13 protein-coding genes are annotated in these 13,597 nt (G+C 69.9%); 3 read left to right on the forward strand and 10 right to left on the reverse strand.

Annotated elements, in window-relative coordinates; all coding sequences use genetic code 11:
• Nucleotides 1-60: 60 nt before the first annotated feature.
• The 5 genes from B7495_RS13045 to B7495_RS19145 all read right to left on the reverse strand — a co-directional run bounded on the left by B7495_RS13045 (nucleotide 61) and on the right by B7495_RS19145 (nucleotide 4,522).
• On the reverse strand, nucleotides 61-1,227 hold the full coding sequence (locus B7495_RS13045) for an NAD(P)/FAD-dependent oxidoreductase (RefSeq protein ID WP_088456955.1): 1,167 nt from the start codon (nucleotides 1,225-1,227) through the stop codon (nucleotides 61-63).
• Entirely contained in the window at nucleotides 1,220-1,987 is a 768-nt protein-coding gene (locus tag B7495_RS13050) for a class I SAM-dependent methyltransferase (RefSeq protein WP_240632248.1), read from the reverse strand. Before B7495_RS13050 ends, B7495_RS13045 begins: the two co-directional genes overlap by 8 nt.
• Nucleotides 1,988-1,990: 3 nt before the next feature.
• On the reverse strand, nucleotides 1,991-3,247 hold the full coding sequence (locus tag B7495_RS13055; protein WP_088456956.1) for a type III polyketide synthase: 1,257 nt from the start codon (nucleotides 3,245-3,247) through the stop codon (nucleotides 1,991-1,993).
• Between the two features lie 109 nt (nucleotides 3,248-3,356).
• Nucleotides 3,357-4,193: a phosphatase PAP2 family protein gene (locus B7495_RS13060; RefSeq protein WP_088456957.1), complete on the reverse strand. Its 837-nt coding sequence runs from the start codon at nucleotides 4,191-4,193 to the stop codon at nucleotides 3,357-3,359.
• A gap of 176 nt (nucleotides 4,194-4,369) precedes the next feature.
• Nucleotides 4,370-4,522: a hypothetical protein gene (locus B7495_RS19145; protein WP_168195328.1), complete on the reverse strand. Its 153-nt coding sequence runs from the start codon at nucleotides 4,520-4,522 to the stop codon at nucleotides 4,370-4,372.
• 163 nt (nucleotides 4,523-4,685) lie between these two features.
• Here B7495_RS19145 and B7495_RS13070 point away from each other — a divergent pair, with 163 nt between their 5' ends.
• Complete coding sequence (locus B7495_RS13070; RefSeq protein ID WP_088456959.1) at nucleotides 4,686-5,624, forward strand: phosphodiesterase; 939 nt, start codon at nucleotides 4,686-4,688, stop codon at nucleotides 5,622-5,624.
• Here B7495_RS13070 and B7495_RS13075 read toward each other — a convergent pair.
• Together B7495_RS13075 and B7495_RS13080 are read right to left on the reverse strand one after the other, a co-directional pair.
• A complete protein-coding gene (locus tag B7495_RS13075) occupies nucleotides 5,554-7,371 on the reverse strand; it encodes a stealth family protein (RefSeq protein ID WP_088456960.1) in 1,818 nt (605 codons plus the stop codon). The genes B7495_RS13070 and B7495_RS13075 overlap by 71 nt on opposite strands.
• A gap of 467 nt (nucleotides 7,372-7,838) precedes the next feature.
• Complete coding sequence (locus tag B7495_RS13080; protein ID WP_088456961.1) at nucleotides 7,839-9,716, reverse strand: thioredoxin domain-containing protein; 1,878 nt, start codon at nucleotides 9,714-9,716, stop codon at nucleotides 7,839-7,841.
• Between the two features lie 231 nt (nucleotides 9,717-9,947).
• Here B7495_RS13080 and B7495_RS13085 point away from each other — a divergent pair, with 231 nt between their 5' ends.
• Together B7495_RS13085 and B7495_RS13090 are read left to right on the forward strand one after the other, a co-directional pair.
• Nucleotides 9,948-10,109: a PLDc N-terminal domain-containing protein gene (locus B7495_RS13085; protein ID WP_088456962.1), complete on the forward strand. Its 162-nt coding sequence runs from the start codon at nucleotides 9,948-9,950 to the stop codon at nucleotides 10,107-10,109.
• A gap of 60 nt (nucleotides 10,110-10,169) precedes the next feature.
• Nucleotides 10,170-10,898, forward strand: a complete 729-nt coding sequence (locus B7495_RS13090; RefSeq protein WP_088456963.1) for a hypothetical protein — start codon at nucleotides 10,170-10,172, stop codon at nucleotides 10,896-10,898.
• A 197-nt stretch (nucleotides 10,899-11,095) separates the two neighbouring features.
• On the opposite strand, the gene pnuC is transcribed toward B7495_RS13090, so the two are convergent.
• The 3 genes from pnuC to B7495_RS13105 form a co-directional block, all read right to left on the reverse strand.
• Complete coding sequence (pnuC, locus tag B7495_RS13095) at nucleotides 11,096-11,761, reverse strand: nicotinamide riboside transporter PnuC (protein ID WP_088456964.1); 666 nt, start codon at nucleotides 11,759-11,761, stop codon at nucleotides 11,096-11,098.
• Nucleotides 11,762-11,850: 89 nt separating this feature from the next.
• A complete protein-coding gene (gene msuE, locus B7495_RS13100; protein ID WP_088456965.1) occupies nucleotides 11,851-12,432 on the reverse strand; it encodes an FMN reductase in 582 nt (193 codons plus the stop codon).
• A gap of 251 nt (nucleotides 12,433-12,683) precedes the next feature.
• On the reverse strand, nucleotides 12,684-13,517 hold the full coding sequence (locus tag B7495_RS13105; protein WP_088456966.1) for an aldo/keto reductase: 834 nt from the start codon (nucleotides 13,515-13,517) through the stop codon (nucleotides 12,684-12,686).
• Nucleotides 13,518-13,597: the final 80 nt, after the last annotated feature.

Below are 13,597 nucleotides of genomic sequence, written 5' to 3' on the forward strand. Positions count from 1 at the left end.
CACCAGGTCTCGACAAGCTCGACCAACGACGTGGACGTGATCCTTGGACCAGGAAGCCGGCTAGAGCCAGCGCATCGTGAACGCCCGCGTGAGCAGGCCGTTCAACGGCGGTGCCGCCAGGACCCGCACGATCACGTTGCGCAGCCGCAGCCGCAGTCCGCCTGCCGGACGGCCCATCGCCATGTTGAAGCCGGCCTGCCTGGCGGCAATGCGGGCGCTGCGCCGCCGGCGGCGGTCGTAGCCGGCGAGCGTCACCCGGGCCTCGATCGGCTGCGCGAGCGCGTGCGTGAGCGCAGGCGCCAACGCCACCGCGTCGAGCCACCCCAGGTTCATACCCTGCCCGCCGATCGGGCTGATCTCGTGCGCCGCATCCCCCACCAGCAGCACCCGGCCCTGCACCATCGTGGCGGCCAGCCGCTGCCGCACCGAGAACGAGCTCGGCACGGCGTCGGAGGCCGGCAGCAGCACCCCGGTGCGACCGAGGACCAGGGCCGTCAGGTCCTCGAGCGAGGCATCCTCCATCAGGGTCGGCGTCAGCGCCACCCAGCGGCGCCGGCCGCCCGGCAGCGGGAACGACTCGACGACGCCGCCTCGTTCGAAGAACAAAACGGCCTCGCTGCCGTGTTCGCCGGTGTCCGGATAGTCGGCCATCAGGTAGGTGTCCCCGCCGCCGAGCGGCCGGGAGGCGATGCCGACGGCATCGCGCAGCTGTCCGCGGGCGCCGTCGGCCACCACGACGTACCGCGCCGTCCCCACGATCTCGAGCCCGTTGTCGCCGGTATCCCCGGACCCGTCGGCACCCGGCTCGGCGATCAGGTCCACGTGGTAGCCGCGATCGTGCAGCATGCCCACAGCCACGCCGGAGCGCAGACCGTCCGGCCGAAGCTGTCGGAATCGCGCCCGCAGCACAGCTTCGGTTTCGTACTGCGGCAGCGCCACGACAAACGGGAACCGCCCCGTCGTCTGCGCGAACGACAGCCGCCCCAGCGTGCGGCCGCCGCTCTGCACGCTGCCGGTCTCGATGCGAACTGCCCGGGCCAGCACCTCCTCGGCCACGCCGGCCTGGCGCAGGACCCGCATCGACGGCGGGTGGATGCCGATGGCCCGCGCGAGCATCGACGGCTCGGTACGCCGTTCGAGCACCTCCACGTCCACGCCGCGCTCGGCCAGCAGACAGGCCAGCAGGATGCCCACCGGGCCGCCGCCGACCACGATCACGTCACGCATGCGCCCGACTTCCAGCTGCCGGTGCGGCCGAATGAGTCGAAACGGCCCGCCGCGGTTCGGTCACCGCGGGGGCCTGCCAACGCAGCATCAGCCGGTACGGCACCTCCCGGTGCACGCTCCAGCCCGGCGGCGCCACGGCCGCCAGCTCGCGCCAGGTGAAGCTGCGCCGGATCGAGGTGAGGCCGTCGGCGCGAATGTAGGAGCGGCGAAAGAACGGCCACGTGCCCAGCCCGAAGCCGAGGTAGGCCAGCGGGGAGCGCTCGATGTCGCCGTGCAGGACCAGGCCGCGGCCGAGCCGTTCCGAGTCCACGAGCAACGCGCCGAGCTCGACGCCATTGAGGTGGTGCAGCACGTGGTTGGAGAGCACGATGTCGAACCGCTCCCCCGCGGCCACGAGGTCGCTGCTGAGCGCCCGGCGAAACTCCAGCCCGGGCAACGGCGGCCGGCCGGCCGCGTAGGCGTGCGCGCGGGCATCCGGGTCGATCGCGGTCACGCTCAGGCGCAGCCCGTCGCGCACGGCCCAGCGGGCCAGCGACCGGGCCACATCGCCGCCGCCGGAGCCGATGTCGAGCAGGCTGGTCTCGGTGCCGGCCGACAGGCGCGGTCGGATGTCGCGGCGGTAGGTGTGCCGAAGCCCGGAGACGACGGCGTTGACGTACCGGAAGTTCGCGTAGGTGCGCCGCAGCGTCTCGGCGTCGCAGTGCGGATCGTCCATGATCTCGACGGCGTCGACCGCCCGTTCGCGGAGCCTCGGGAGCACGGGTCAGCCGCGCTGCACTGTCATCAGGCCTGACTCCACGGTCAGACCCGGCCCGAACGCCATCGCGCAGACCCGGTCCCCGTCGGCGGTGGCCGCGCCCTCGAGGATCTCCTTCATGACGAAGAGGATGGTGGCGCTGGACATGTTGCCGTTGGTGCGCAGGGTTTCCCGCGACGGCACCAGCTGCGCCTCGGTGAGGCCGAGTTTGGCCTCGGTCTTATCGAGGATGCTGCGCCCGCCGGGGTGGATCGCCCAGTGCGCGATGGCGGTGCTCAGAGCCGAACCAGGGGTCGCGGCCGTGAGCACCTGGCCGGGACTCGCCCCGCCGTCCACCGACTGCGATTGCTGCTCCTGTGCCTGCACGGTCACGGCGTCGGCCTCGGCCACCACGCCCGCCGCCAGCGCCAGGGTCAGCGACTCGTCCCGGCCGAACAGCGGCGCCAGGGCCGACTCGATGTGTTCGTCGATGATGTGCGGCACGTACGAGCTCAAAACCATCTCGAAGCCCTCGTCGCCGATCTTCCAGGCCATGTCGCCCTCGCCGACGGGCGTGATCACGGTCTCGAAGTGGTCCAGGTTGAGGGCGGTCTCGCCGGCGACCGGCGCACGGCTGCTCACGATGCCGGCGGCCGCGCCATCCGAGAACAGCGACGACGCCACGATGGTGTCGGGGTCGTTGGAGGTGCGCAGGTGCAGCGAGCACAGCTCGGCGCTGACCACGAGCACCACGGCGGACGGATCGGCCAGCACGAACTGCTTCGCGGTGCGTAGCGCCGGCATGGCCGCGTAGCAACCCATGAATCCGAGGTGGTAGCGCTGGGTGGACGGCGCCAGGCCCAACTCGCGCACCAGCATGTAGTCAGGGCCCGGCGCGTAGAAGCCCGTGCAGGAGACCGTCACGACGTGGGTGATGTCACCGGCGTCCAGCCCCGGGCAGGCGGCCAGCGCACGCCGGCCGGCCTCCACGAACAGCTTCGTGGCCTGCTCGATGTACAGCTCGTTGCGCACCCAGGTGCCGGGCACGAGCAGCCGCTGGGTGGTGGCGTCGAAGAACTGCGGCTCGGGCGCCTGCGAGTCGAGGGTGAGTTCCTCGATCACGGTATGCCGGGTGTCGATCCCCGACAGGTTGAAGGATGCGGTCACCAACCGCTGCGCCAGCCGGCTGAGGCCAGGTTGGGCGGCGAAGATGTCCCTGACCTGCTCCTGCACAAGGACGGTGGGCGGAACAACGGTCTGGAGCGCTCTCAGCGTGACGGCCATGCCCCAGTGTTACACGCACCGCGCCGTAGGCACATCCCCCTGCACGGCGAGGCGCGCGGCGGATGCGGCGGCAGATGGGCTCCCGGCCGCGGGCTCCCGCCCGCGACCGCTACGGCAGGCGGTCGAAGAGGCGGGTGGCGGTGATGGCCAGCACAAAACCGACCGCGACGATCGCGGTGACCGCGCCGAGATAGGCCACCGGCGCATCCGAGATGCCGAACGCCCCGGTGGCGCCGATACCCGCGGCCACCGCGGTGACGATGCCGGCGAGCACCGCGATCCCGGTCTGCAGCTTCAGGCCCACCCTGGCCGGGGTGGGGGTGCGTGCGGTGCGCTGTCGGCCGCCGGACCGGGTGAGCACGGCCCCGGCGACGCAGCCCCAGAACGCCACGACGAGCAGCGCCGCGATCACGTCGCTGGGCCGGTGCCACAGGCTCACCAGCGTGGATACCCCGGCCGCGACCGCGAATGCCGCCCCGATGGTGCCGGCCAGCCACCGCGTGTGCGCGCTGGCGACGAGGAACACCACCAACGCGGAGGCCGCCGCCACCGTTGTATGCCCGGAGGGGAATGAGTTGGGGACGTAGCCGTCCACACCGAGCTCCGGGCGGGTGAGGATCACGTTCTTGAGCAGCTGAGTGGTCACGACGGCCACCATCGCGGCGCTCACGGCGACCACGAGCGGGAACCAGGCGCGTCGCACTGTCGCGATGATCAGGCTCACGATTGCTCCGATGGCGACCATCACCGAGGGGATCAGGTCGAGCAGCTGCCGGGTGACCGTGGTGCCCGTTGAGCCGTCCTCGGCCCCGTTGAAGGCCAGCTGATCGATGGCCTGCCCGGCGACATCCCGCACGAAAAAGAGGTACAACGCCACAAACGCGACGACGCAGAGCAACGCCGCGCCGATGTAACGGGTGGGGGTGAGGCGGGAGATCGAGGGCACTCTCTACCTTCCCACGGCAGCATGGGTGAACCGTGAAAGCCTGGTGCACAACCCATGTGCGTCAGGTGCTGAGACACGCTCAGGTTGCCTCTTGACATGGTGATTCTGCGGCGTATCGTCGAAATATGTTCGGTAGGCAGACAAGGCGGGAACGGTCCACGCGCGGCGCGGATCGCTCACTCGACCGCGGTGGGTACCCGGGCCTGGAGGGCGACTTCGAGTCGGAGCGGCGCCGGGCGGCGGCCGCGGACCACGACACCATCGAACCGTATGAGCACGACGAGGGCGCCGTAGCGGTGCTGCCGGTCACGGAGCCCGGGCTCACGCATCCCTGAGACAGGTCACGAGACGGGACCCTGAGGATTTATCCTCAGGGTCCCGTCTTTTCGCGTGTTGGACACGCTATGTTCATGATTCTCTGATCGACTGGTCTTGTAGCATCCGCAGCGTAATCCCCGTAAAGTGCCTAAGTACCAAACGAATGGAAGCTCCGTGAGCGTTCGAACGGCCGAATACCCCAGGCCGGATTATTTCCTTCTCCACCTCAGCGACACGCACCTGCTCGCAGACGGCAATCGTCTCTACGGCAGCGTGGACAGTGCCGCACACGTGCAGCGGTTGGTCGCGGATGTCGAGGCATCCGGCGGCAGACCCGATGCGATCATCATCACCGGTGACCTCGCCGACAAGGGTGAGCCGCACGCCTACGCGCAGCTGCGCGGCATCGTCGAACCCGCCGCGGAGCGCCTCGGCGCCAGGGTCATCTGGGTGATGGGGAACCACGACAATCGGGCGAACTTCCGTACCGAGCTCCTCGGTGAGGAACCCAGTCAGGCGCCGATCGACCACGTCGACTTCATCGGCGGGCTGCGCATCATCACCCTGGACACCTCGGTGCCCGGCAGCCACTACGGCGAGATCACCGAGAATCAGCTCGAGTGGCTCAGCCTGCAGTTGAGCGTCCCCGCGCCGGACGGCACCATCCTGGCCATGCACCACCCGCCGGTGCCGAGCATGCTCGACCTGTCGGTGGCGGTGGAGCTGCGCGATCAGGCCAGCCTCGCTCACGTGCTGCGCGGCACGGATGTGCGCAGCATCCTGGCCGGGCACCTGCACTACTCGTCCACCGCCACGTTCGCCGGCATCCCGGTGTCGGTGGCGTCGGCCACCTGCTACACCCAGGACCTCAACGTTCCCGTCGGCGGCACCCGTGGCCGCGACGGCGCGCGAGCGTTCAACCTCGTGCACGTCTACGCCGACACCGTGCTGCACTCGGTGGTGCCGCTGGGCGACTTCGAGCCGCTGGACTACATCGACGCCGCCGAAAGCGCCCGCCGCCTGGCCGCCTTCGGCATCGAGATCATGCCTGCGGGGAGTCTGCCCGCATACCGGGAGCCGCCAATGACCAGGCCGATCCAGGTTCTGCGCTGACGTCGCCGTTTCCCAGGCCCAGGGCACTCTCGATGAGGGTGTCCTCGCCGTGCTGGCTGGCCGCGATGACGCTTTCGCGTTCCCACGGGGCCACGATCGGGAAGTAGCGCTCGAGGAAGTCGGTGACGGCCTCGGTGCGCACCTCGTCGCTGATCTCGGGAAAGCTGCCGTCGTTGAGGCAGAACATGTCCTGGTCGCGGCGCTTGAGCAGCTTGTTCATCTGGCGCAGCGCCAGCTTGAGCGTCGTTTCGACGTACAGCGACCGAACCTGGGTCTGCTCCACGGCCCGGCCGGTGGCCAGCGCGTAGTAGTGGTACAGCGAGTTGGTGACCGAGATGTCGGTGGCCGAGCGGAACCGGCTGGCCATGGTGCGTCGGAAGTCCTCGGGGAATTCGGCCTCGAGCTCGGCCATGACGCTCTTGCGCAGCGGTGCCGGGGTGTGCTCGAGGTGCCGGGTGGTGACCTTGCCGAACCTTTCGCGCAGCAGCGCCCGGTTCACCCGCGCGGCGTTTTCGAACCCGCTGCGGCTGGGGTCGTTGTCGCCCAGGCCGATCCGGGTCGCCGCCTCGACGAACTTGGTGATTCCGCCGGGTGAGTAGAACAGCTCAGGTCCCACCGGACGGCCGAAGAACATGTCGTCGTTCGAGTAGATGAAGTGCTCGGCGATACCCGGGATGTGGTGCAGCTGGCTCTCCACGGCGTGCGAGTTGTGGGTGGGCAGAACGGAGACGTCGGGGAAGAAGTCCTCGCTGTTCATGATGGTCACCCGCGGGTGGTCCACCAGCCATTCGGGAGCGGGCGAGTCGGTGGCGATGAAGATGCGGCGCACCCACGGCGCGAACATGTAGACACTCCGCAACGCGTACTTGAGTTCATCGATCTGCCGGAAACGGGCATCCGAATCGTCGCCGGCGCCGGCGACGTAACCGTTCATGCGCAGGGCGCGGGCCTTCTGGAAGTCGCTGGAGGACCCGTCAACCCAGGAGAAGACCAGGTCGATGTCGAAGCTGATGTCGCTGACGAGGTCGTCGAACATGTTCTGCAGGGTGCGCCAGGTGCGGCCGAAGAGCTCGACGGTGGTCTCTCGGGCCTCGGACCGGGGCAGCCGGCGGCGCATGAGGGCATTCTCGACGGGAGCGACAATCTCGTCTTCGCCGAACCGCCACAGCTCGAGCTGGAACGCGGTCTCGGCACCGTAGCGGAGCCGGCCGATGGGTTCGATGCGCGGCTGGTAGACCCTGAAGACGTCGGAGGTGCCCAGGGCGGCGAGGGCGCCGTCGGCGGCGAGAGCCGGGCGGGCGAGGTCGCCGTCGAGGGGCTTGAGGTAGAAGGGCGTGTTCGCGAAGGCCTCGGCCAGGACGCGGCTGATCTTCTTGCGACGCTTGCGGTTCACGGCGATGACCGGACGGTCGTGGTCGCCGCGCACCAGCAGGTAGTCGATGCCGGCGGTGTCGAGGGCGTCGGCCAGGGCGAGCAGGTCGCTGACCCTGGATTCGTGCGGAGTGAAGTGCCCGTTGATCAGCGCGATCTCGCCCTTTCGCACGACAACGTCTTCGCGGTCGAAACGGCGGGTGCGGTCGTCGAGGGTGCGCAGCACCAGCTCGGGTTCGCTGCTCAGCGAGAGGAGGGGAATGGACGCGGTGTCCGGAGCCGGTTCATCGACCGGGTTCGCCGGGGCCTCAGAGAAGCCAGTTCCGGCAGCGATGTGAGAGTGTCGGGTGGAATCGGTGCGGTCAAAGCGTGCCATGGTCCTCCTTGGAGAAAAATACGTGGAGCGGTAACGGATGCAGGGCTGACTGCGGGGTGCCAAGCGGTTGTGCGGGAAAAGCGACGGGCGATCTGCTCAGGGCGGGCATCGATGCGCCAGGCCCCGGAGTATGCGCCCGGGTCTCCCGGGCATCCACGCACCGGTCCAGGCCGGGCAAGGGGCCCGCTGGGAATAGTGACGTTGCTCTAGTGTACGTTGCCGGGGCGGCCGGGGCGTGACCGGCGCGGACGGCGGCAGCGTGGTCAGGCCGTGGTGCCGGCGATCGAACGCGTCGTGGGTGATCATCCGGGAAGCGGTGGCCAGGGTGGCACCGGCCTGCCTGGTCTCGTCGGTGTGCTCGCCCGGCCGGCAACTGTTCCCGTTCCGGACAACTGTGCCCGGTGCGCCGGGCGCAGTTGTCCGCACGGGCACCAGTTGCATGGGGCGGGGGCGGCGGATGGGGCGGGTCAGCCGAGCGCGGCGGCATCCGTGCTGGGCAGGCGGCAGACGAAGTCGTGGCAGAGGTATGCGGTGGGCAGGCCGTCGCGGGTGGTGCGGTCGGCGAACAGCTCGAAACCGGCGGCGGCGAAGGCGGCGCCCTGCCGTTCGGTGACCACGGCGACGACCCCGGTGCGACGCCGGGCCGCGTCCAGCAGAGCCGAACCGGCCGTGGCGGTGACGGGCCGTTCCGAGGCTCCGTCAGGGGTGACGACGACGAGTTGCTCCACCGGCGTGGTGAGCCCGTTGACAAGCCGGAGGGCGGCGCCGAACGCGAGCGGGTTGATGTCGCCGGATCCGACCAGCCGCACCATCCCGGCCGTGGCCGCGTCGCGATAGCGGCCGGCGCCGGTGAGCAGGTGCAGCCGCCAGGCCGCGCTGGCGATGGCCGTGAGTCCGGATGGGTAGGCGCCCTCGGAGGGGTCGGTGGCGAGGTCGAGTCCCTGCGCCGTGAGCACCGGATCGGCGCCCTCCGGGGCGGCGAAGGTCATTCCGGGTTCACGGCCGGCCGTCGAACCGTCGCCGGGCATGGTCCGGTCGATGAGTTCCCCGGCCACGACCGCGTACCGTACCTCTCCGGTGGCGGTGGCGAGCTCGAGGAGGCCGCCGGCGAACATGCCGTAGTCCTCCAGTGTCGCGACCGCGGCCGAGAGGCGACCGTCGATGGAGGCCCGCACCAGGGCGCCATCGGCGCGGCGGTGCGCCTGGAGCAGCCTGTCGGCCGCACGTCGGGCCAGGTGCAGCGCGGCATCGTCGGCGAACGCATGCCCGGCCAGTGCGAGGGCGCCGATCGCCAGGCCGTTCCAGCCGGTGAGCACCTTGGCGTCCAGGGCCGGCGGGGCCTGGCCGCGGCGGGCGTCTTCGTCGAGGGCGTAGTAGCCGCCCTCCACCCGCACCCCGTCGACGGTGCTCTCCGAGTCCTGGGCGCTGGCGAAACCGCCATCGGGTAGCTGAAGCACCGCGCCGAGAAACCCGACGAGGCCCTCGGCCACGATGCGGGCCCAGCGTTCACCGGTGAGCATCCACGCCCGGGTGTACAGCTCGAGAAGTTGCGCGTTGTCGTAAAGCATCCGTTCGTAGTGCGGGTCGCTCCAATCGCGGTTGACGGCGTAGCGGAAGAAACCGCCCTCGACGGGGTCCCGGAGCGGCGACGCACCCATCCGCTTGAGGGTGCGCAGCGCCAGCTCCCGGCCGTCGGCCCGGTCGAGCAGCAGGCCCAGGGTCGGCGCGGCGGGAAACTTGGGAGCACCGCCGAAACCGCCGTAGACGGGATCCTCCGCCGTGGCCAGCCGGGCGACGGTGTCGGCGAGTCTGGCCTGGTCCGGCATCTCCCCCACCGCCGCGGGCGCCGCCTGGGCGAGCGCCTCGGCCAGGCCCGCTGCACTGTCTTCGACGGCGTCCCGGCGGTTGGTCCAGGCATCCGTGACGGCGTTGAGCACCTCACGGAACGCCGGATGCCCCGGCATCGGCGTGGGCGGCGAATAGGTGCCGGCGAAGAAGGGCCGGCCGGCCGGGGTGACGAACACATTCAGCGGCCAGCCGAGGTTCTGGGTGAACGCGCCGGCCGCGGCGAGGTAGCTGGCATCGACATCCGGATGCTCCTCCCGGTCGACCTTGACGCTCACGAAATGCTCGTTGAGATAGGCGGCCAGCGCCGGATCGCTGAAGCTCTCGCGGGCCATCACATGGCACCAGTGGCAGGTGGCGTAGCCGATCGACACCAGGACCGGCACGTCGCGCCGGCGGGCCTCGGCGAAGGCGGCCGCACCCCACGGATGCCAGTCGACCGGGTTCTCGGCGTGCGAGCGCAGGTACGGGCTGATGGCGTCGGCGAGGCGATTCGGCATGGCTCCATTGTGACCCGGCAACCTCCGTTCCGGCTGGTCGCGGCGATATCCGAACGCCGGCGGGCACCGCACTTCTGGACGCGGAGAGGGTTGCCGAGTCGGAGGGCTGCTGTGAGACTGGATGCGACGAAGGGGCACGATTGATCTGTGGGCGCTGCTGCTGGGCATTGGCACGATTGCCCTGGTCGCCGTCGCCGTTCTCCTGGTTTCGGCTCGCTCTTTCGCACCCCGATGTCTGGCACCGGATGCGCGCTCTGGGTGCTGATCATCCTGGCCTTCCCGATCCTGGGCGCCTTCGTCTGGCTGTCCTGGGGCCAGGACCCGTTTCGCCGCCGGATCGGCGCTCCGACCGGTCACCCACCAGTACCCGCGCCCGAACGGCCTCGCCGCTGACCGGGCATCCGCCCATCGGCCTATGAGCACCCGCCGCCGTCCCGTGACCGTCTGCGCGACATGACCGAACGCACGATGACCCCCGTCGAGGCGGCGGCACTCCTCGAGGTTGCGGTCGATGCCGAGCTGGAGCAGGTGGAGCGGGCGTTCCGGTACCAGGCCCAGCGCTCGCATCCCGACCTGTTGACCGCCGCAACACCCGCCGAGTTGGCCGCGGCGGCCGCCCGGTTCGACAGGTTCACCCAGGCCCGGGCCGTGCTGCGTGAGGTCGAGGCCGAGCGGATGCGCCGCTCCCCCGGATCCGCCGGACCCCGGCCGACCGGCGAAGGGGCGGGCTCCGGCTCGAGTTTCGGCTCGGGCGGGGAGTGGGCCGGGACCGGCCGGGGACCTGCCACGGGTACGCCGCCGGGCTGGGCGGCCGACGAGCCGTACCAGCCGGTGCAGCCCGCCGGTCCATGGCTGTTCTGGGTGTGGACGGCGCTGTACGCGCTGGCTGCCACGATCTCGGTCATCGGCGGGCCGCTGCCCCAGTCCCAGGCGGACCTGTGGCTGCGGCTGGTGCCGCTGGGGCTGGCATCCGTCGCCTTCGCCCGCACCGGACGCACCGTCTTTTTGGTGATCGTGTTGATCCTGGGCACCGCGACGGCAGTGCTCACCGTGGTGTTCGCCTCGTTCGGTCCCCTCGTGGCGCTGCAGCTGCTCATCGCGCCGGTGCTGGGCCTGGTGGCCCTCGGCCGGCCCAAGCAGCTCCGGCGCCGGTCGTCCGCCCCGCCCCGCACCGCCGGCTGACCGTCCCCACGGCGCCCGAGCACCCGCATGCGCTCGAAGGACGACCTCGCGAAAGCGGCCATGTGGTCACTTCGCCCCGGCCGAGGCAACCACACGGCCGCTCTCGCGGATGGACGACCTCGCGAAAGCGACGTTCTGGCTACCTCAGCCGAGCCAGGCAACCACAGGGCCGCTCTCGCGGGCGCTGCAGGGTGGGATCAGGCCAGGGCCCGCTCCACGAGCGCGCGGCGGCGTTGCACCCGGGTCCAGATCACGAAGCCGGTGATGGTGAATGCGCCATAAAAGAGGTAAAGGATCGCGGAGGCGTAGTAACCGGCGCTGATCAGCAGGGGCACGCCGACGATGTCCACGGCCACCCAGATCAGCCAGAATTCCGTCCAACCGCGGGCCATGCCGTAGGTGGCCAGCAGCGACCCGGTGAAGATCCAGGCGTCGGCCCAGACTGGTTCGAACGAGCCCAGCGCCCGGAAGATCGGGGTGAGCACTAGCGTGCCGGCGACGAGGCCGATGCCCAGGCCCACCCGCGCCCTGGTGCCGGCCCAGTGCGGGGCGACGGCGACGGTGCCGACCGAGCGGCTGCGCGACCACTGCACCCAGCCGTAGATCGAGACGATGATGAACATCACCTGCCGGCCGGCTTGACCGAGCAGGTTCACCGGGTTGGGTGTGCCGAAGACGGCGCCGAGGAACACCGTGAACAGCAGGGCGTTGCCGACGATGCCCACCGGCCAGGCCCAGATCTTGCGGCGCATCCCGCCGACGGCGCTGGCGATGCCGAAGACGTTGCCGATGATCTCGCGCCAGAGAATGGTCTGGCTGCCGATCTGCAGCTGGGCGTCAAAGAGCCAATCGATCAGGGACACAGGACACTTCTCTCCCGGATGGGTCGCATCCGTGCACGTCCCAATGTAAGGCGTTTGCGCGCGGGTCTATTCCGCGGCCGCCCGGAGCGTCACCAGACGATGGCGGCCGAATCAGCCGAGAGGTTGGCCGGCAGGCTGGCCCGCACCAGCGGCAGCCCGCGGTGAATCGCCTGATCGATGCGCTCGTTGAGCTCGGCGTTGGTCACCCGGTAGTCGGTGAAGTCGGAGTCCTTGGCGTACACCCCCAACGGCAGGGTGAGCGCCTGGAAGAAGCTGAACAACGGCCGGAACTGGTGCTCGAGGATCAGCGCGTGCCGGTCGCTGCCACCGGTCGCGGCCAGCAGCACCGGCTTGTCCACGAGCGAGTACTGCTCGACGAAGTCGAAGACGTGCTTGAAGAGTCCGGTGAAGGAGGCCCGGTACACCGGCGACGCCACGATGAGCAGGTCGGCGCCCTCGATGCGTCGCAGGTCGTCCTCGGCCGCGGCGGAGAGCTCGTCCCGGCGAAGCGCCCCGCTGAACTCGCGGCCGACCCGGCTCAGCTCGATCAGGTGCACGTGGATCGAGAGCTCGCGTTCGAGCGCGTCGAGGATCGCCCGCACCAGGGCGGTGGTCTTCGAGGGAGCGTGCAGGCTGCCGGAAACGGCGACGACGTTCAGGGTGTACGACATGTTCCGACGCTAAATGCCGCCGCCGGATGCCGCCAGCCGCGCTGACACACGGCGTAAGACGCGAGCCGGTGCGCATCCGCCGCCCGCGAAGCAACGCGTGCGTGCCGAGTTGCCGCAAAGTGTCCCTTCGGACGCTGCACAGGGGCACTTTCTCGCAAGTGGGCGCAGGGTCATCCGCTGAGATGCCGCAAACGGCCGCCTCCGACGAGCATAAGGGGCCGTTTGCGGCACGTCAGCGGAGCCCGGTGAGGCTAGTTGACCTCGTTGGGGTGCGCGCTGACGCGGCCGCCGCGCTCGAGCGCCGAGATGGTGGCGAGCTCGGTGTGGCTGAGTTCGAAGTCGAAGACGTCGAAGTTCTCTGCCATCCGCTCGCGGCGGTTGGACTTGGGGAAGACGATGTTGCCGGTCTGCAGGTGCCAGCGGATGATCACCTGGGCGGGCGTCTTGCCGTGCGCCTCGGCCGCGGTAGTGACCACGCCCTCATCGAGCAACGGGTACTTGCCCTGGCCGAGCGGGCCCCAGGCCTCGATGTGGATGCCGTGCTCGCGGGCGAACGCCGTGATCTCGGTCTGCTGGTAGGCGGGGTGCAGCTCGATCTGGTTGACCGCCGGCACGACGTCGGTCTCGGTGATCAGTCGCTCCAGGTGCGGCACGAGGAAGTTCGAGACGCCGATGGAGCGGGCCCGGCCGGACTCGCGGATCTTCGCGAGCGTCTTCCAGCTCTCCACGAACTTGTCGTTCGCCGGTGCCGGCCAGTGGATGAGGTACAGGTCGACGTAGTCCAGGCCGAGCTTCTCCAGGCTCTCATCGAACGCATCCAGCGCCGACTGGGTGCCCTGCTTGTCGTTCCACAGCTTCGTGGTCACGAACAGTTCCGAGCGGTCGATACCTGACGACGCCAGCGCCTGCCCGACACCCTCCTCGTTGCCGTAGACGGCGGCGGTGTCGATGTGCCGGTAGCCCACCTCGAGGGCGTCGGTGACGATGCGGGTGGTCTCGGTCGGATCGACCTTGAAGACCCCGAAGCCGAGCTGCGGGATGGTGTGGCCGTCGTTCAGGGTGATGGTGGGTACGGAATTCGTCATCCACTGAGCCTAGGGAACCGCCACCGCCCGCGCACGTCACGCACGCCGAGAGCGTAATCAGCGCGCTCTCCGGGGCTGAC

The organism is Cryobacterium sp. LW097 (genome assembly GCF_002205495.2).
In the GTDB taxonomy this organism is placed as follows: domain Bacteria; phylum Actinomycetota; class Actinomycetes; order Actinomycetales; family Microbacteriaceae; genus Cryobacterium; species Cryobacterium zongtaii.

Coding starts and splice junctions, on each gene's coding strand:
- B7495_RS19145 (WP_168195328.1), bottom strand. CDS start 4,522: ATGCGTGAGCCCGGGCTCCGTGACCGGCAGCACCGCTACGGCGCCCTC.
- B7495_RS13075 (WP_088456960.1), bottom strand. CDS start 7,371: ATGGCACGCTTTGACCGCACCGATTCCACCCGACACTCTCACATCGCT.
- B7495_RS13045 (WP_088456955.1), bottom strand. CDS start 1,227: ATGCGTGACGTGATCGTGGTCGGCGGCGGCCCGGTGGGCATCCTGCTG.
- B7495_RS13105 (WP_088456966.1), bottom strand. CDS start 13,517: ATGACGAATTCCGTACCCACCATCACCCTGAACGACGGCCACACCATC.
- B7495_RS13080 (WP_088456961.1), bottom strand. CDS start 9,716: ATGCCGAATCGCCTCGCCGACGCCATCAGCCCGTACCTGCGCTCGCAC.
- B7495_RS13055 (WP_088456956.1), bottom strand. CDS start 3,247: ATGGCCGTCACGCTGAGAGCGCTCCAGACCGTTGTTCCGCCCACCGTC.
- msuE (WP_088456965.1), bottom strand. CDS start 12,432: ATGTCGTACACCCTGAACGTCGTCGCCGTTTCCGGCAGCCTGCACGCT.
- B7495_RS13085 (WP_088456962.1), top strand. CDS start 9,948: ATGTCTGGCACCGGATGCGCGCTCTGGGTGCTGATCATCCTGGCCTTC.
- B7495_RS13090 (WP_088456963.1), top strand. CDS start 10,170: ATGACCGAACGCACGATGACCCCCGTCGAGGCGGCGGCACTCCTCGAG.